Here is a 17,788-nt window from a genome sequence, read left to right as displayed (position 1 = left end):
CGTAGATGCCGCGCTCGGCGGTGGAGTACCGCGCTCGGCGAGAGGGGGGCGGGGGTGGGGGGCAGGGGTGGGGGTGGAGGGGTCAGGCGGGGGTGAGGTGGTCCGGGCAGGGGGCGTAGTGGTCGGGGAGGACCGTCAGGTCGCCGCGGCCGCCCGTCAGCGAGCGCAGGTCCAGGACGTAGCGGCGCAGCTCGGCCTCGGGGACGGTCGCCTCGACGACGACCTCGCCGCCTTCGAGCGAGACGGTGTCGGTGATGCGTCCGCGCCGTGCGGACAGGTCGCTCATGACGTCGCCCTGCGCGGCCGTGGGCACGGTGATCCGTACGCGGCACACGGGCTCGAGGACGACGGTCCCCGCGGTGGCCAGTGCCTCCTTGAGGCCCGCTGCGGCAGCCGTGCGGAAGGCCATGTCGGACGAGTCGACCGCGTGCGCCCGGCCGTCGTACACCTCGACGCGCACGTCGACGACCGGGAAGCCGTGCGGCCCGCCCGCGGCCATCGCCTCGCGCACGCCGCGCTCGACGGCCGGCAGGTACGACCGTGGGATGGCCCCGCCGACGACCGAGTCGACGAACTCGAAGCCAGCGCCGGGCGGGAGCGGGGCGACGCGCAGCTGCACGACCGCGTACTGCCCGTGCCCGCCGGACTGCTTCTTGACCTTGCCCTCCGCCGCGACGGGCCGCGCGATCGTCTCGCGGTACCCGACGGGCACGGGCGACGTGGTGACGTGGACGCCGAAGACCCGCGCGAGCCGCTCGAGCGCGACCGCCAGGTGCGTGTCGCCCAGGCCGCGCAGCACGGTCCGGTCACCCACGCGCTCGACCGTGAGCGTCGGGTCCTCCGCGACGAGCCGGCCCAGCGCGGCGGACAGCCGGTCGTCGTCGGACTGCGTGACGGGGTCCAGCGCGAGCGCGTAGACGCCGGGCCGCTCCCGCACGGGCGGCGCCGTCATCGAGACCCCCGGCGTGCCCTTGGCGGCCAGCAGCGTGCCCGCGGGCGTGCCCGCGAGCTTGGCGACCGCGGCGACCTGCCCCGCGACGACGGCGTCGACCGGCAGGTGCTCCTTGCCGCGCAGCCGGAACAGCCCGGGCAGGCGCTCCTCGGTGCGCGTCGTGGTGTTGACGAGCCGGTCACCGGCCCGCACGGTGCCGGACAGCACGCGGAACAGCGTGACCTGCCCGACGAACGGGTCGGCGGTCGTGCGGAAGGCGTGCAGCAGCGCGGGCCCGTCCGGGTCGGGGGCGACGGGCACCTCGACGTCGCCCGCGCGCACGGTCCGGGTCCGCGACTCGGGCGCGGGGCACAGCGCGCAGAGCAGCTCGACCAGGCGGTCGACGCCGACCCCCGTCGTGCCGGAGGCCACGAGCACGGGCACGGCCTCACCCGCGCACACCTCCTGCGCGAGCGTGCGGCCCAGGTCCGCGACCGACGGCACGTCGCCCGCCAGGTAGCGCTCGAGCTGCTCGTCGTCGTGCGCGACGATGTCCTCGGTGACCTCGTCGTGCAGGCGGTGCTCCTCCGCGAGGAGCCCGGGCGGCACGGGCGCGCTGTGGTGCTGCCCGTCGGCGTCGTAGCCGTGGCCCTCCTCGGACAGGACGTCGGCGACGCCCGTGAACGCCGTCTCGTCGCCGAACGGCAGCTCGAGCGGCACGAGCACGTCGCCGAACGCGTCGCGCAGCTGCGCGAGCACCCGGTGGAAGTCGGCGCGCGCGCGGTCCTCCTTGGTGACGACGACGACCCGCGGCACGCCCGCGTCGCCAGCGGCGCGCCACGCCAGGTGGGTGCCCGCCTGGACGCCGTCGACGGCGCTGACGACGACGACCGCGAGGTCGGCCGCGCTCAGGGCGGCGTCGACCGCACCGGCGAAGTCGAGGAACCCGGGGGTGTCGAGCAGCGTGACGTCGTACTTCTGCCCGTCGTCGGCCTGCCAGCGCAGGGGTGCGACGCCGAGGCCGAGGGAGATCCCGCGGGCGATCTCCTCCGGCTCGTGGTCGCTGACCGTGGTCCCGTCCTCGACGCGGCCCGCGCGCGCGATGGCCCCGGCGCGGTGCAGGAGGGCCTCGGTGAGGGTGGTCTTGCCGGCTCCCGACGCGCCCAGCAGCGCGACGGTGCGGACTGCGGACGGCGGTGCCTGGTCCATGTGGACCCTCCCACGCTGGAGGTGATCTTCGGCCCAGCGTAGGACCAGGCGCCCCCCGGCAGCAGGACGAGGGTCCCTGGTGAGGGACGACGACGACGGGCCGGGCCGACCCCTCGTGCGAGGGGCGACCCGGCCCGTGCGTCAGCCGTGGACGTCAGCCGTGGAGCAGGTGCGGGAGGTCAGCTCGCCGCGAGGATGTCCACGACGAAGACCAGGGTGGAACCCGGCGGGATCCCCTCCTTCTCCTCGTCGCCGTAGCCCTTGTCCGGCGGGACGACGAGCATGACCTGGCTGCCGACCTTCTGACCGACGAGGCCCTCGTTCCAGCCCGCGATGACCGCGGCCTGGCCGACGTTCTCGACCGGGAAGGGCGTGCTGCGCTCCCAGGAGGAGTCGAACTGCGTGCCGTCCCAGAGCCAGCCGGTGTAGTGCACGAGCACGGTCTGGCCGGCCGCGACCTCCGGGCCGGAGCCCTCGATGAGGGGCTGGACGGTGAGCGTCGTCGGAGCGTCGCCCGACGCGGCCTCGAGGGACGGCGCACCGTTCTCGGCGAGCGTCACGGTGGGCAGGCCGTCGGCGGGGGCGACGGCGGTGCCGTCGGCGCGGCCGGGGCGCTTGGCGACGACCTCGGCGACGGCGAGCGACGAGGTGTCCTCACCCGACGGCACGGCGAAGACGAAGCGCGTACCGACCTTGCCGCCGACGAGGATGTCGGTGAGCACGGCGGCGAGCGACGCCTGGCTGACGACGATCTGCTCGGGGGCGCCGGTGGCCCACGTCGAGGACAGCGTGGCGCCGTCCTTGCCGTCGACCCACACGGAGTGCAGGTCGACGAGGTCGCCGTCGGCGATGACGTCGCCCGTGCCCTCGTCGAGGACGCGCGCGACCGCTGCCGACACCGTGAACGGGGTCGAGGGGAGGGTGGCCTTGGGCTCGGAGCCCACGGCGCCCTCGACGGTCACGGCCTCCAGCGCCGCGACGTCCTCCGCGGTCGGCGTGGGTGCGCCCTCGGGGGCTGCGGACTCCTCCGCGGCGGGCGTGGTCGGGTCGTCGCTCCCGCCGTCGCCGGCGCAGGCGGCGAGCGTGAGGCTGAGCGCCAGCGCTGCGGCTGCGGCGCGCAGGGCGGTGCGGGTGGTGGGACGTCGCACGACAGAGTCCTCCGGATGGTGGGAGACCGCCCCGGATCGGTGGACGGACTCCGGCACGGTACGCGACGTTCCTGGACGTCCGCTGGGCGGACCGGGGCCGAAACGCTTCAGGGCCGGCCGCCCGGGCGTGCGGCTCGCCGCGCCGTCACGGGGGTCGTCGCCGTGTTCTCACCAGGGTTCGCCCACCTGATTAGGGCTTTTCCTGCCTCTTTGCCCGGTATGACGCCGCATTGTCCGCCAGTAGCATGTTCCCCGCAACGGGGCGCAATCGTTCTCTCCACCCGGCCTGGTCGGGTGGTGGTCCGTGGCCAAGTCGAACGACAGAAAACCCAGCACGCGGGCGGAGACTCATGCACGGACCAACCTCGCCGGTACGTCAGGTAGCGACGGCCGGAGAAGACGGCCTCGTGATGCTCCGCGACAACGGCTCGTCCTACGCCGACGGCGCCGAGGCCTGGCTCCTGGACCTCTTCGCCCGCGCGACGGACCTGAGCTCCACGTCGACCGAGCTGGTCGAGGCGGCGCAGGAGTGGGCGCACCGCTACCACACGGACCCGGCGCGCGCGAACGTCGTGCGGGCGATGAACGTGTCGAGCGACGCGGCCGTCCTCGAGATCGGCGCGGGCTGCGGGGCCGTCACGCGGTACCTGGGCGAGACCGCGCGTCTGGTCGACGCGGTCGAGCCGGCGGTCGCACGGGCGCGGGTCGCACGTGCCCGGACCCGTGACCTGGACAACGTCGAGGTGTTCGTCGGCACGGCGGACGACCTGCCGGCGGAGCGCGCCTACGACCTGGTCGTCGTCACCGGGGTGCTCGAGTACGTGGGTGGGGGCACCGACGACCGGCAGCCGTACATCGACTTCCTGGACGCCGCGGCGCGCCGGCTGAAGCCGACGGGCGCGCTCGTGCTCGCGATCGAGAACAAGCTCGGGGTCAAGTACCTCGCGGGCGCACCCGAGGACCACACGGGGCGCCACTACGACTCCGTCGAGTCCTACCCCGGCGGGACCATCGCGCGCACGTTCTCCCGGCAGGAGCTCGAGTCCCTGTTCGTGGAGGTCGGGCTGCAGCCGCGCACGCTCGTGGCGTTCCCCGACTTCAAGCTGTGCCGGACGGTCTTCGACGTCGCCCAGGTGGACGCGACGTGTCGTCGGCTGGCGGTGCAGGTGCCGCGGTTCCCGAGCTTCGACTGGTACGCCCCCCGCGCGCGGGGCGTCGACGAGGGGCTGCTGTGGGGGTCGCTCTTCTCCGCCGGGCTCGGTGCCGACACCGGCAACTCGCTCGTCGTCGTCGGGACGCCGCCCGGGGCCGAGGACCCGTGGCCGAGCGACACCGTGATGACGTACTTCTCCGTGGGACGCCGCGCGCCCTACCTCATGGCCGCCACGGTCTCGAGCGGCGACGACGGGGTCACGATCCGCCGTCGCCCTCTGCGCGAGGGTGAGGACGCCGGCACGTCTCACCGGTTCGTCGCGACGGACGAGCCGTACCACGACCTGCCGACCTTCCTCGAGGAGGTCGGCGCCGGCGACGACGACCGCCTCAGGTCCCTCGTCGCGGGCTGGGTCGCGCTGGTGGACGAGGCGCGCGACGAACCCGTGCGGCTCGACCTCGTGCCGCAGAACCTCCTCGTCGACGGCGAGAGGCTCGTCGTCGTCGACCAGGAGTGGGTGTCCGACGGCGCCACGTGGGACCAGGTCGTGCACCGGGGACTGCTGCGTCTGGCGCTCGAGCTCGCCGACACCACCCCCCCGGCGCGGTGGTCCGGTGTGGCCGACGACGTCGCGGGCCTCGTGCGGCACGTCTCCGCGGGCCTCGACCTGGACGCGGACTGGCTCGAGGACGCGATGGACGCGGAGGCTGCCGTCCTGGAGGAGATCGCGGTCGTGCCGTACGGCAACGCGACCGACGACGCGCGGGCCTGGTGGCGGGCGGCGCTGGAGCGCGAGCTGTCCACGCCGCTCCAGGACCGTCGGATGGGCGACGGCGGCGGCCGGCAGGGCGACACGCAGTGGAGGGTGGAGTCGCTGACGGCCGAGCTGGCGTGGATGACGACACAGCGCGACGCGGTCACCACGCGCATGAACGAGCTCGACGAGTGGATCGTCGGGGCGTCCGAGCGGGCCACCGAGGCCGCGAGGCGTGAGACGGAGCTCCGCTCCGCCCTGGAGGTCGCAGCAGACCGGATCGAGGGGTCCACCCGGCAGGTCGTCGCCGAGCGTGAGCACGGCGGCGCCCTGGCTGCCGAGCTGGCCGCGCGGAACGGTGAGCTGGAGCAGCTGCGAGGCGTCCTGGACGAGATCGAGGGATCGCGCGCGTGGCGCCTGGTCGCGCGCTACCGCACGGTCAAGGAGCGTGTCGCGGGCGCCGGGCGACCGCGGCGCCCTGCCGGGAACCACGACGAGGTGGTCCGATGATCCTGGCGGCGGACAACCGGGAGCGACGGCTCGTCGTCTACTTCTTCTACGACGAGCAGGGCGTGGTCGACGACTACGTGATCCACATGCTCGAGCACGTGCAGGCGTGCGCGAGCGACATCCTCGTCGTGTGCAACGGGCGCCTGACCCCCGAGGGACGGGCGCGGCTGCGCTCGGTCGACGGCGTCGAGGTGCTCGTCCGCGAGAACGTGGGCTTCGACGTCTGGGCGTACAGGACGGCGCTCGAGCACGTCGGCTGGGACGCCCTGGCCGAGTACGACGAGGTCGTGCTCATGAACTTCACGGTCATGGGTCCGGTCAACGACCTCGGCGAGATGTTCGACGAGATGGCCGGGCGTGACCTCGACTTCTGGGGCATCACGGTCCACAACGGTGCTCCGTTCGACCCGTGGGGCAACATGCCCGAGGGGGAGATCCCCCTGCACCTGCAGTCCCACTTCATCGCTGTCCGCCGGTCGATGCTGGCCGGCCCCGAGTTCCGTCGCTACTGGGACGAGATGGTGCCGATCGACACCTACATCGACGCGGTGTCGAAGCACGAGGCGTTGTTCACGCAGCGTTTCGAGCGGATGGGGTACAGCTGGGCCGCGTACGTCGACACGTCCGACATGAATGACAGGCTCTTCTACCCGTTGTTCAACGAGCCCGTCGAGCTGATCGAGAACCGCCGGTGCCCGGTCTTCAAGCGCAAGACGTTCTTCGCCGGTGCGGGGGCCTATCTCAGCGAGAACTCCGGACGCCCGCCGGCGGAGCTCTTCGAGTACCTGCGCGAGTCGAAGCGGTACCCCGAGGAGCTGCTGGTGCAGCACCTCCTGCGGTCCTCGGACCAGTTCGACCTCGACTCGTCGCTGAACCTGAACTTCGTCCTCCCCACGTCCGGTGAGACGACCACGAGCCAGGCGGCACGGCACGTGGTCGTCGTCGAGGCGCCGAGCGTGGCTCGCCTGCGCGAGGTCCTCCACGGCTACGACGGCGCGGACCTGGACCTGCTGATCGTGGCCGACCCGGCCGCCGGTGCCGACGACGCGTGCGCGTCCGTGGTCGCGGCCAGGTCCCTGCGCGCCGAGGTCGTCCCCGGCCGGACCTGGCTGGCGGCCGCGGACCGTCTCGCGGCCTGGGACGTCGTGACGGTGCTCGGGCTGCCCGGTGGTGAGTCGACCTTCCCCCACTCGAACGCGGACGCCTTCGACCGGGACCAGCGGGAGTGGACGCTCGCCGGCGCGGCGCATCGCGCCGCCGTGCTCGACCTCTTCGGTCGAGCACAGTTCCTCGGCCTGCTGGTGCCGCCGCGGCCGATGCACTCGGGGTACTACGGGGCGCTCGGCCACGAGTGGGACGACACGTTCGACCTCGTGCGCACGTGGAGCCGTGACCTCGGCCTGTCGGTGGCCGAGAAGCTCAAGGAGCAGAAGCCGCCGGTGGCGCCCGCCGGCAACGCCTTCTCGTTCCGCCGGCAAGCGCTCGACACGCTCCTCGTCGCGGTCCGCGAGGGCACCTTGACGGTGGACGACGAGCCGGACGAGCGTCGCCGCGAGGCGGCGCTGCGCATGCTGCTGCCCCTCGTCGCACAGTCCAGCGGCTTCGCCTCGGCGCGGGCGATCACCGACCGGGGGGTCGGCCGCTACCTCGGCACCGCGCTGCACTACCTCCGTGAGCTCAACGGCGTCCTCGGTCAGGGCGGCACCGAGTCCTTCTCGCAGCTCACGCACCGGCTGACGGTCACCTCGCAGGTCACGGGGGTGATGCCGGGCGTCGAGAACGCCACGTACGGCGTCTACTGGGGCCGCGGGGCCGGGTACTGGGAGCACGACGGCGACCGCCGGGCCTACCACGCCTCACCGCAGGAACGGCGTGACTTCGTCGCCACGTTCGAGGTGCCCGCCGGGGTGCAGACCATCAGGTTCGACCCCATCGAGGGTGTCAGCTGCGTGTGCCGCGACGTCCGTGTCGACGCGGACGTCCCGCTGACCATCCGGCCGGTCAACGCCGTGACGCTCGACGGATGGGACTTCTTCGCGACGACCGACCCGCAGTACGAGATCACCGGTGATCTCTCGCGGGTGACGTCGGTCCGCGTCACGCTCGGGGAGTTCCACACGCTGGCAGCCAGCTCGACGGTGCTCGGCGAGCTGCTGCGGGTGGCCCGGTCGGGCCAGCGTGGGCCCATGACCGTCCGGTCCGTGGCGCGCGGGCTACGGCGTCGTCTCGTGGCCAGGTCGCCCCTGCGCCGTCACCGCCACGACGTGGGGACAGGAGCCGGCGTTGCTGGTTGAGGTCGACCGCGCCGTCACGGCGCCGGGGCCCGAGCGGACCGCACCGCCGCTGCGCCGGGACGTCGAAGGGCTGCGCGTCGTCGCGATCCTGATGGTGGTGGTGCACCACATCTGGACGGGTCGCGTGTCCGGCGGGGTCGACGTCTTCCTCATGATCTCGGGCTTCTTCGTCGTCGGTGCGCTGCTGCGCCGCACGCGCGACGACCGGCCCCTCGTCCTGCCGCGGTACTTCCGGCGCATCGGGCTCAGCCTGCTCCCCGCCGCCCTGCTCGTACTGCTCGCGGTCGGCATCGGCACCCGGCTGCTGCTCGCCCGGACCCGGTGGGAGTCGGTCGCGGAGCAGTCGCTGGCGTCGTTGTTCTACGGCCAGAACTGGTGGCTCCGTGCCAGCGGCATGGACTACGCAGCGGCGGACGAGACCAGCAGCCCGCTGCAGCACTTCTGGTCGCTGTCCGTGCAGGGCCAGCTCTTCGTGGCCGTGCCGATCGTGCTCGCGCTGCTCGTGTGGGCCATGCGGCGGGCCACGCCTCGCGTGCGGTACCGCACGTTCGCCGGCGTCGTGGTCGCCGCGACGCTCGCGTCGTTCGTGTACGCGCAGGTGCTCGTCGTGGAGTCCCAGGAGGAGGCCTACTACGACACGTTCGCACGTGCGTGGGAGTACCTCGCAGGGGGTGTGGTCGCTCTCGCCCTGCCGTACCTGCGGATGGGCGAGCGGACCCGGACCGTCATCGGCTGGGCGGGGCTGGTGGCGATCCTCACGTGCGCCGTGTTCGTCGACGGGGGAGAGCAGTTCCCCGGCTGGCCGACGCTGTGGCCGCTGCTGGGGGCCGCGGCGCTGCTCGTGTCCGGTGCGGAGCCGACGCGGGCCGGCCCGGACCGGCTGCTCGGGTCGCGGTGGGTCAGCCCCGGGGGGCGCTACGCCTACGGGCTCTACCTCTGGCACTGGCCGATCCTGGTGTTCGCCGCCTCCGACATCCGTGATCCCTCCATGGGCGGGCTGCAGAGGTTCGGCGTGCTCGCGGCGTCGCTCGTGGTGGCGTTCGTCGCCACCCGGTACGTGGAGATGCCGCTCAAGCGCCTGCGCGACCCGCGCCCGGTCCCGGCGGACGCCGCGGACGCCACGGACGCCGCGGAGCCTGCCCCGCCGAGCCCACGCCGGCGGACGGGCCGGGTGCCGGTGCCGCAGGCGGCCGTCGTGTGCGTGGCCGCGCTGCTCGTCGTCGGGGGCAGCGTCCAGTGGCTCGTGGACTCCTCGAGGCGGGGCCCGTACGTCGCCCCGCAGGACCCCGTGACCTATCCGGGCGCCGCGGCGCTCACGGAGGCGGCGACCGTGCCCGAGGAGGTCGAGATCGTCCCCACCGTGTACGCCGCGAGCACCGACGCGTCGTCCGCGTGGTCGACGGGTTGCGTCACCGACTACGGCGACCCCTCGGTGATCCGCTGCACCTTCGGTGACGAGTCGTCGGACCGCGTCCTGGCGCTGGTCGGCGGGTCGACGAGCGACAGCTTCCTGCCGCCCCTGGAGATGGTCGCCGCAGAGCGCGGTATCCGGGTCGACACCTACCTCAAGGTGGCCTGCCCGTTCTACGTCCTGGACCCGCGCGACCAGCAGCTGAGCTCGGCGGCGGTGAGCGCCTCGTGCCAGGAGTGGAACACGGCCGTGCTCGACCGGCTGGTGCAGGACCAGCCGGACTTCGCCGTCACCTCGGGCACCCGTCGCGACAAGCTCACCGACTTCCCGGGCGACTTCATCCCGTGGGGCTACGTCGAGGCGTGGTCCCGCCTGGATGAGGGCGGTGTGCCGATGATCGGGATCCGCAACGTGCCCGCGTTCCCCTTCGACCCGCCGCAGTGCGTCGACGTGCACGGTGTCGAGGGCTGCGCCGTGGAGCGGGACCAGCTCGTCGGCTCGGACGACGTGCTGGCGGACCCGCGCCTGCCCGACTCCGTCGAGTTCATCGACCTCACGGACCACATGTGCACGGACACGACGTGCCCACCGGTGGTGGGCAACGTCCTCGTCTACCGCGACAAGGGCCACATCACCGCGACCTTCGCCCGGACCCTCGCCGACGGCCTGGACGAGCAGCTGGGAGCCGCGACCGGTTGGTGGTGAGCGCCTGCCCGCACGTCACAGCAGCCGGCGCGACCCCGGCTGCACGACGCGCAGCCACCGGTAGCCGTACCCCTCGAGCTCGATCTCGACCTTCCCGGAGCCGTTCGGCGCGTGCTCGTCGTCCTGCAGCAGGTCCACGAGCCGCCAGTCCGCGTCGGCGTCCGGCAGGTGCAGCGGCACGCGCACGGCCTCGGGGCCCAGGTTGTGCAGTGCCACCATCGACGCGTCCTGCCACGTCGAGCGGTGCGCGAGCACGCCCGCGTGCGGCTGGTCGAGGATCTCGACGCGGGTCGTCCACCCCAGCTCGGGGGACTCGCGGTAGCGCCGCGCGAGCTTCTGGACGAAGTTCAGGAGCGAGTCGGGGTCCCGCCGCTGGTCGGACACGTTGACGTGCGCGGGCGAGTAGGCGCCCTCCGGCACCGGCCCTGCCAGCCGCGAGGCCGGCGCGGCCGAGAAGCCGCCGTTCTTGCCCGACGTCCACTGCATGGGCGTGCGGACCGCGAGCCGACCCTCCGCCGCGAGGTTCTCGCCCATGCCGATCTCCTCGCCGTAGAACAGCACGGGCGTGCCCGGGAGGCTGAACAGCAGCGAGTAGACCATCCGCACGCGGCGCGGGTCGCCGTCGAGCATGGGGGGCAGGCGGCGGCGCAGCCCGCGGTCGAAGAGCTGGTGCTCCGGCTCGGGGCCGAACGCGTCGAACACCTCCTGACGCTCGCCGTCGGACAGCTTGTCGAGCGTCAGCTCGTCGTGGTTGCGCACGAACGTCGCCCACTGCGCGTCCGACGGGATCTCCGGGCGGGACTCCAGCGTGGCGGCGATCGGGCCCGCGTCCTGGCGCGCGAGGGCCAGGTACATCTGCTGCATGAGGACGAAGTCGAACTGCAGGTTCAGCTCCTTGCCCTCGTCCTCCCCGTCGCCCGAGTGGTCCCCGAAGAACTGGCGCTGCTGGTCGTACGGCAGGTTGACCTCGCCCATGAGGATCGAGTCCCCCGTGCGGCGCGACAGGAACGCGCGCAGCTGCTGCAGGAACTCGTGCGGGTGCTCGATGTCGTCGCCCGGCGTCTTGGCCGTGTCCGCGAGGAAGAACGGCACGGCGTCCACGCGGAAGCCGTCCAGCCCCATCTGCGCCCAGTAGCCCACGGTCTTGGCGATCGCGTCGCGGACCTCCGGGTTGGCGGTGTTGAGGTCCGGCTGGTGCCTGTAGAAGCGGTGCCGGTACCAGGCCTCGGCCTGCTCGTCGTACGTCCAGATGCCGTCCTCCTTGTCGGGGAAGACGACCTCCTTCGACGTGTCCGGCGGGGCGTCCTGCCGCCACACGTACCAGTCGCGGAACGGGCTGTCCTTCGACCGACGTGCGGAGCGGAACCACGGGTGCCGGTCGGACGTGTGGTTGACGACGAGGTCGGCGATGACGCGGATGCCGCGGTCGTTGGCCGTGCGGATCAGCTCGACGAGGTCGCCCGCGTCGCCGAGCCGCGGGTCGACGCCGAGGTAGTCGGTGATGTCGTAGCCGTCGTCACGGTCGGCCGTCGGGTAGAACGGCATGAGCCACAGGCACGTCACGCCGAGCTCGGCCAGGTGGTCGATGCGCTGGACGAGCCCCGGCAGGTCGCCGACGCCGTCGTCGTTCCAGTCCATGTAGGTCTCGACGTCGAGGCAGTAGATGACGGCGGACTTCCACCACAGGTCACCGGTGTCGCGGATCCTCACGCGTGGGCCTCCTTCAGGGCGGGCAGCACGTGCTCGGCCGCCATGTCGATGAACGCCTCGAGCGACGACGACGGCTGCGTGGCCGTGTCCGCGGCGTCGGGGTGCTTGTCGTCGGACGCGACGACGTCGGTCGCGATCTGGTGCAGGTAGACGGCGTCGAAGCCGATCCCCGCGAGCTCGACGAGCCGGTCGGCGAGGCGCTGCGGGTCGTGCTCGACGAGCACCGAGCCGCGCAGCAGGTCGTCGCTGACCTTGTCGGCGATCTGGTCGAACGCCTCGGGGGTGTCCAGGTCCCACGCGACGGGAGGGCCGATCGCGTTGCCGGCCCACTGCTCGCGCGCCAGGCGCAGCGCGTCGGCGTCGGTGGGGGCGAAGGACACGTGGACCTGCAGGGCGATCTCGCCGCGGCCGCCCGCGTCGCGGTACGCGTCGACGACCTGGCGCAGCTTGTCCTTCGGCTGGTTGACCGTGACGAGCCCGTCGGCCCACCGGGCGTGGTTGCGGGCCGTCGCGACGGACACCGCCGGGCCGATGAGCAGCGGCTTGACGTCGGGGAGCGTCCACAGCTTGGCGCGGTCGACCTTCACCAGGCCGTCGTGCGTGACCTCCTCGCCGTCGAGCAGGGCGCGGATGATCTCGACGCACTCGACCAGGCGCGCGTCGCGCACCGGCTTGGGCAGCCACCCGTCGCCGGTGATGTGCTCGTTCATGTTCTCGCCGGATCCCAGGGCCACCCAGAAGCGCCCCGGGTACATCGCGGCGAGCGTTGCCGCCGCCTGGGCGATGATCGCCGGGTGGTACCGCTGACCCGGCGCGTTGACGACGCCGAACGGCAGCCGGGTGGTCGCGAGGGCCGACCCCAGCCACGTCCAGGCGAAGCCGGAATGCCCCTGCGACGACTGCCACGGCGCCCAGTGGTCCGAGCACATCGCGGCGTCGAACCCGCGCTGTTCTGCCAGCTGGGTCGCCGCGAGCAACGCGGAGGGATGGACCTGCTCGTGTGAGTTGTGGAATCCGACGCGCACCATGGGGCACCTTCCTACCGGCTGGACGCTTGTCCCGCTCGGTGAGAGGTGGTCAGCCCGGGCCGCGGACGTCCCGCGCCAGCACCCCCGCCTGCAGCCGCGTGCGCACGCCCAGCTTGGCCAGCAGGTGGCTGACGTGGGACTTCACCGTCGTCTCCGACACCACGAGCCGCGCCGCGATGTCGGCGTTCGACAACCCGTCGCCGAGTGCGTCGAGGACGTCGCGCTCGCGCGCGGTGAGGCTCGCGAGCCGGTCGTCGGGCGGGACGGGTGCCGCGGCCGGGACGTGGGACGCGACCGCGTCGAGCAGGCGGCGCGTCACCTCGGGCGCCAGCACGCCCTCACCGGCGGCCACCCGGCACACCGCGTCGACCAGCTCGCCCGCGCCGACGGTCTTGAGCAGGAACCCGGCGGCGCCCGCGCGCACCATGCCGAGCACGTACTCGTCGAGGTCGAACGTCGTCAGCGCCACGACCTCGGCCAGCCGCTCGCCGACGATCGCGGCCGTCGCGGCGATGCCGTCCGTCCCCGGCATCCGCACGTCCATGAGCACGACGTCGGGGCGTAGCGCGCGCGCCTGCCGCACGGCCACGTCACCGTCGGCGGCCTCCCCGACGACCTCGACCCGGCCCGACTGCTCGAGCATGAGCCGCAGCCCGGCGCGGATCGCCGCGTGGTCGTCGGCCAGCAGCACCCGGACGCGGGCGGTGTCTGCGGTGGTCCCGTTCGGCTCCGTCAACGTGTCTCGTCTCCTGGTCGCAGGGGGAGGCGGGCGTGCACGCGCCACGTCGCCCCGGTGGGTGCCGCCGTCAGGGTCCCGCCCAGCGCGGTCGCACGCTCGCGCATGGTCTCCAGGCCCGTGGACGAGGTCAGCGCTGGGTTCACGGGCACGGCGTCCGTGCGCAGCGCGTTCTCGACGACGACCTCGAGCGCGCCCCCGTCGGCGGTGAACCGCACCGAGGCCCGCCCCGCGCCGTGCTTGTGCGCGTTGGTCGCCGCCTCCTGCAGGATGCGGAAGGCCGCGTGGTCCACCGCGGCGGCCAGCCCGTCGGGGACGTCCCCGACGACGTCCACGTCGAGGTCGGTGAGCCGCGCGAGTCCCGCCGGGGCCGTCGTCGCATCGGCGTCCGCGCCCTCGCGCAGCACCAGGATCATCGACCGCATCTCCGCCAGCGCGTCGAGCGACCCGGCGCGGGCGGCGGCCAGCGCCGCGCGGTCCCGCGACTCGTCGGGCGGTGCGGCGAGCGCGGCCTCGGCGTGGATGGCGACGGCCGACAGGTGCCCCGCGACGACGTCGTGCAGGTCGCGGGCCATGCGCGCGCGCTCGTCCTGGACCGCCCGGTCGCGGTCGAGCGCGGCGATGCGCGCGACGTCGTCGGCATGCGCGCGTGCCAGGTCGGCCCGCGCCCGCTCGGCGTCGGCGCGGCGGGACTGCTCGGCCGCCAGCACCTCCGAGCGGCGCACGTCCGAGCCCCACCACCACGGCGGCAGCAGCAGCGACCCGGCGACGAGCGTCAGCTGCACGACGTCCCGGGCGGACGCCCCGACGACGACGGTCCCGACCAGCACGGCCAGGACGAGCGCCACCAGCACGCCCAGCACGACCGCCCGCGCCCGCGGTGCCGCGGCCCGCGCGACCGTGAACAGCGCGTCGAACAGCACGAGGTACATGCCGAGGCTGCCGCCGAGCGCGACGTCGGCGGCGAGCAGCACCGCGACCACCACGAGCACGAGCACGGGCCGGCGTCGCTTGAGGAGCAGCGCCGTCGTGCCCAGCAGCAGGATGCCGACCTGCCAGGGCATCGTGCCGCCCGGCAGGTCGACGAACGGCTCGTCCGTGCCGATCATCCGCACGTCGAGCGCGAGCAGCGCGAGCCCCACGAGCAGCAGCGCCACCGCGTACGCGCGGTCCGCCGCCGGCCCCCGCGGCGGCGTGCGCACCCAGCGCACGACGGCGGCGAGGTGAGTGGTCATGGACCCATCCCAGCACGTCCGTGACCTGCGGCTCTCCTCCGGACGGAGGAGACGCGGCGCGCACGTCGGTCCGTCCGCCGGACGCGCGCGGACGCCCCGGCGCGGCACCGTCGGGGCATGGAGATCGTCGAGTGGGTCCGCGACCACCCCGTCGCCGCGCTGGTCATCGCGTGCGAGGTCGCGTTCTGGGTGTTCCTCGCCGCGGCCGTCGTCGCGCGCTACGTGTTCCGCCGCCGTCGGCTGTCCACCGTCCTGCTGCTGTGCGAGCCGCTGATCGAGGTCGTGCTGCTGGTCGCCACGGTCACCGACCTGCTGCGCGGCGCCGAGGCGACGTGGACGCACGGCCTGGCGGCCCTGTACCTGGGCTTCACCGTGGCGTTCGGCCGGTACACGGTGCACAAGGTGGACGGGTGGGTCGCCTGGCGGTTCTTCGACGGGCCGCGCCCGCCGCGTGTGCCGTCGGGCGGCCGCGCCAAGGTCGTGCACGAGTGGCGGCTGTGGCTGCGCGTGGTCCTCGCGTGGGTCGTCGCGATCGCGGTGCTCGGCGTCCTGCTGCTCATCGCCGACGACCCCGCGCAGCGCGAGGTCCTGCTCGGCTGGGCGGGCCGGGCGACGCTCGTCATGGGCATCTGGTTCGTCGCCGGGCCGGTGTGGCAGGTGTTCGCGGACGCCGCGGACGGCGACGACGGCGACGAGGAGCAGGTCCGGGCCGGCGCGGGCGAGGCCGCGGACCGGACGCCCTGACGGCGCGTGCGCGGCCCCGCGGAAGGGTTGGCGCGCCCGCGGGGTTGCGAGGACGACCGCATCCCGACCTGCAGGAGGACACATGTCCGTCGTCGTCACCGGGGCCACCGGCCACCTGGGCCGTCTGATCGTCGAGGGGCTGCTCGACGCGGGCGTCACGGACGTCGTCGCGGGCGGCCGCCGCACCGAGCGCGCCGCCGACCTGGCCGAGCGCGGCGCGCGCGTCGTCGAGCTCGACTACGACCGCCCCGAGACCCTGGCGGCCGCGCTCGCGGGCGCCGACACGCTCATGCTCGTCTCCGGGTCGGAGGTGGGCCGCCGCGTCGCGCAGCACGGCGCCGCGATCGACGCCGCCAGGGCCGCCGGCGTACGCCGCGTCGTGTACACCTCGGCGCCGCACGCCGACACGACCGACCTGGTCCTCGCGCCCGAGCACAAGGCCACCGAGGAGCTGCTCGCGGCGTCCGGCCTGGTCGCGACCGTGCTGCGCAACAACTGGTACACCGACAACTACGTGCAGACCCTGCGCCAGGCTGCGGCGACGGGGGAGATCGTCGGCTCCGTCGGCCAGGGCCGGGTGGCGTCCGCGACGCGCGCCGACTTCGCCGCAGGCGCCGTCGCGGTGCTGACGACGGACGCGCACGACGGCCGCACGTACGAGCTCACCGGTGACCACGCGTGGACGCACGACGAGCTCGCTGCCGCGGCGTCCCAGGTGCTGGGCCGCGAGGTCGTCTACCGCGACGTGACGCCCGACGAGCAGCGCGCGGGCCTGCTGGCGGCGGGGCTCGACGAGGGCACCGCCGGGTTCGTCGTCGCGCTGGACCAGAACATCGCCACGGGCGCGCTCGGTGACGCCACGGACACCCTGCGCACGCTCCTCGGCCGCCCCACGACCCCCCTGGCGACCGGCCTGACCACCGCCTGGTCCGCCACGTCCTGACCTTCGACCCCATCCCACCCGATCCACCCCGTCGAGACCGGGCTGAGTCGTCCTCAGGGCCTCGGACGACGACGCAGCCCGGTCTCGACGGGGGTGCGTCCCGACAGGTGGGACGTGGTGGGGTTCTCGGGTGTCAGAGGGTGTCAGAGGTGTCAGAGGGCGTCGGCCCAGGCCTCCGGCGTCGTCGTCACCGGGGCTCCCGTGCGGGCCGACTCCTCGATCGCCAGGCCCAGCAGGTGGTCCTGGCAGCCGTCGGCCAGCGGGTACGGCGGCGGGGCGTCACCGCGCAGCCACGCGCCGGTGTCGTCGAGCAGGTGCGCGACCGCCAGGTCGTCGTCGGCCAGCCGCGCCCCCGCGAACGGGTTGCGGTACAGCACGCGGCCGTCCATCGACAGGTGCTCGAGGTCGAAGCCGTCGAGGTTCTGCTCGATCCCGGCCTGCCGCCGCACGATCGACGACGTCAGCACCGTCCGCTCGTCGACCCAGCGCGTCACCGCGTCGTCGACGATCTCGCCGTGCGACCCGCGCACCACGATGCGGTTGGTGCGCAGCGGGTTGTACCACTGGTTGTCGGTGAAGTCGTAGAGGATCGTGCGGCCGTCACCCAGGTCGAGCGTCGCGAGGATCGACCGCACCGGCTCCGGTGACGTCGCGCCCGTCCAGCCGTCGCGCCCCACGGGCTCGAGCAGCGGTGCCGTGAACGCCTGCGCGCGCACCGTCACCGGGCCGCGTCCGGCGCCCAGCAGGTACCGGCCCAGACCGACCGCGTGGTACAGGTGCGTCGAGGAGATCTGCACGCTCGTCGGCTCGCCGATCGTCCCCGCCGCGATCACCGCCCGGCGCGCGCGGTGCGCCGGCATCGACGGCGAGTGCTCCGCGACCTGCACGAGCCCCGTCGCGCCCACGTCGGCCCACAGGGCGCGCAGCCCGTCGACGTCGGGCGCCGGCGGGGTCTCGGCGAGCACCGGGACCGCGGCGTCCACGACCTCGCGGACGACGTCCGGCGTCACGGGCCACGGCGTCGCGACCACGACGACCTCGGGCCGGTCGGGCGCCGGGCCGGCACCCGGCAGCGCGCCGGTGACCAGCTCCTCGACCGTGCGCACGGTCGGCACGCCCCAGTGCGCCTCGACCCACGCGCCGCGCTCGGCGGTGCGCGTCACGACGCCCACGCACCGGAACCGGTCGGGCATCAGGCGTGCGACCCGCACGAAGAACTCGGCACGCCACCCGGACCCCACGACCCCGAACCGGGTCGGCTGCTGCTGCGTCACACG

Annotated in this window: 12 protein-coding genes; 5 read left to right on the top strand and 7 right to left on the bottom strand. The window is 73.8% G+C overall.

Features of this window, described 5'->3' with window-relative positions; all coding sequences use genetic code 11:
• Positions 1 to 82: 82 nt before the first annotated feature.
• Positions 83 to 2,140 carry an elongation factor G gene (locus H9657_RS12600; protein WP_191783760.1) on the bottom strand — a complete coding sequence of 686 codons (2,058 nt, stop codon included), beginning with the start codon at positions 2,138 to 2,140 and terminating at the stop codon, positions 83 to 85.
• A gap of 179 nt (positions 2,141 to 2,319) precedes the next feature.
• Positions 2,320 to 3,288 (bottom strand): FKBP-type peptidyl-prolyl cis-trans isomerase, encoded by a 969-nt coding sequence (locus H9657_RS12595; protein WP_191783759.1) that lies wholly within the window; start codon positions 3,286 to 3,288, stop codon positions 2,320 to 2,322.
• Between the two features lie 410 nt (positions 3,289 to 3,698).
• On the opposite strand from H9657_RS12595, the gene H9657_RS12590 reads away from it, so the two are divergent.
• The 3 genes from H9657_RS12590 to H9657_RS12580 are packed head-to-tail and all read left to right on the top strand — an operon-like array spanning position 3,699 to position 10,115.
• Positions 3,699 to 5,705: a class I SAM-dependent methyltransferase gene (locus H9657_RS12590; RefSeq protein ID WP_225215256.1), complete on the top strand. Its 2,007-nt coding sequence runs from the start codon at positions 3,699 to 3,701 to the stop codon at positions 5,703 to 5,705.
• The gene (locus H9657_RS12585) at positions 5,702 to 7,999 is read left to right on the top strand and encodes a rhamnan synthesis F family protein (RefSeq protein WP_191783757.1); all 2,298 of its coding nucleotides are present in this window, start codon (positions 5,702 to 5,704) and stop codon (positions 7,997 to 7,999) included. The genes H9657_RS12590 and H9657_RS12585 overlap by 4 nt, the downstream gene beginning before the upstream one ends.
• Positions 7,989 to 10,115 (top strand): acyltransferase family protein, encoded by a 2,127-nt coding sequence (locus H9657_RS12580; protein WP_191783756.1) that lies wholly within the window; start codon positions 7,989 to 7,991, stop codon positions 10,113 to 10,115. Before H9657_RS12585 ends, H9657_RS12580 begins: the two co-directional genes overlap by 11 nt.
• A gap of 15 nt (positions 10,116 to 10,130) precedes the next feature.
• Here H9657_RS12580 and H9657_RS12575 read toward each other — a convergent pair whose 3' ends face one another.
• From H9657_RS12575 to H9657_RS12560, 4 genes are read right to left on the bottom strand one after another with little or no spacing between them, the layout of a single operon-like run.
• The gene (locus H9657_RS12575; RefSeq protein WP_191783755.1) at positions 10,131 to 11,825 is read right to left on the bottom strand and encodes an alpha-amylase family protein; all 1,695 of its coding nucleotides are present in this window, start codon (positions 11,823 to 11,825) and stop codon (positions 10,131 to 10,133) included.
• On the bottom strand, positions 11,822 to 12,853 hold the full coding sequence (locus tag H9657_RS12570) for a TIGR03885 family FMN-dependent LLM class oxidoreductase (RefSeq protein WP_191783754.1): 1,032 nt from the start codon (positions 12,851 to 12,853) through the stop codon (positions 11,822 to 11,824). Before H9657_RS12570 ends, H9657_RS12575 begins: the two co-directional genes overlap by 4 nt.
• A gap of 49 nt (positions 12,854 to 12,902) precedes the next feature.
• Positions 12,903 to 13,589, bottom strand: coding sequence for a response regulator (locus H9657_RS12565; protein ID WP_191783753.1), 687 nt, complete (start codon positions 13,587 to 13,589; stop codon positions 12,903 to 12,905).
• The gene (locus H9657_RS12560) at positions 13,586 to 14,824 is read right to left on the bottom strand and encodes a sensor histidine kinase (RefSeq protein WP_191783752.1); all 1,239 of its coding nucleotides are present in this window, start codon (positions 14,822 to 14,824) and stop codon (positions 13,586 to 13,588) included. Before H9657_RS12560 ends, H9657_RS12565 begins: the two co-directional genes overlap by 4 nt.
• A 117-nt stretch (positions 14,825 to 14,941) precedes the next feature.
• Here H9657_RS12560 and H9657_RS12555 point away from each other — a divergent pair, with 117 nt between their 5' ends.
• Together H9657_RS12555 and H9657_RS12550 are read left to right on the top strand one after the other, a co-directional pair.
• Complete coding sequence (locus H9657_RS12555) at positions 14,942 to 15,568, top strand: hypothetical protein (protein ID WP_225215235.1); 627 nt, start codon at positions 14,942 to 14,944, stop codon at positions 15,566 to 15,568.
• An 82-nt stretch (positions 15,569 to 15,650) separates the two neighbouring features.
• A complete protein-coding gene (locus H9657_RS12550; protein ID WP_191783751.1) occupies positions 15,651 to 16,511 on the top strand; it encodes an SDR family oxidoreductase in 861 nt (286 codons plus the stop codon).
• A gap of 152 nt (positions 16,512 to 16,663) precedes the next feature.
• Here H9657_RS12550 and H9657_RS12545 read toward each other — a convergent pair whose 3' ends face one another.
• The gene (locus H9657_RS12545) at positions 16,664 to 17,785 is read right to left on the bottom strand and encodes a Gfo/Idh/MocA family protein (protein WP_191783750.1); all 1,122 of its coding nucleotides are present in this window, start codon (positions 17,783 to 17,785) and stop codon (positions 16,664 to 16,666) included.
• Positions 17,786 to 17,788: the final 3 nt, after the last annotated feature.

Origin of the sequence: Cellulomonas avistercoris, assembly GCF_014836445.1 — a bacterium.
In the GTDB taxonomy this organism is placed as follows: domain Bacteria; phylum Actinomycetota; class Actinomycetes; order Actinomycetales; family Cellulomonadaceae; genus Cellulomonas; species Cellulomonas avistercoris.
Note: the sequence above shows the minus strand (reverse complement) of the source record. Positions and strands in the feature narration are given on the sequence as shown.

What these genes read in the sequence shown, in the direction of transcription:
- H9657_RS12590 (WP_225215256.1), top strand. Translation starts at nt 3,699, where the DNA reads ATGCTCCGCGACAACGGCTCGTCCTACGCCGACGGCGCCGAGGCCTGG.
- H9657_RS12555 (WP_225215235.1), top strand. Translation starts at nt 14,942, where the DNA reads ATGGAGATCGTCGAGTGGGTCCGCGACCACCCCGTCGCCGCGCTGGTC.
- H9657_RS12600 (WP_191783760.1), bottom strand. Translation starts at nt 2,140, where the DNA reads ATGGACCAGGCACCGCCGTCCGCAGTCCGCACCGTCGCGCTGCTGGGC.
- H9657_RS12550 (WP_191783751.1), top strand. Translation starts at nt 15,651, where the DNA reads ATGTCCGTCGTCGTCACCGGGGCCACCGGCCACCTGGGCCGTCTGATC.
- H9657_RS12570 (WP_191783754.1), bottom strand. Translation starts at nt 12,853, where the DNA reads ATGGTGCGCGTCGGATTCCACAACTCACACGAGCAGGTCCATCCCTCC.
- H9657_RS12585 (WP_191783757.1), top strand. Translation starts at nt 5,702, where the DNA reads ATGATCCTGGCGGCGGACAACCGGGAGCGACGGCTCGTCGTCTACTTC.
- H9657_RS12560 (WP_191783752.1), bottom strand. Translation starts at nt 14,824, where the DNA reads ATGACCACTCACCTCGCCGCCGTCGTGCGCTGGGTGCGCACGCCGCCG.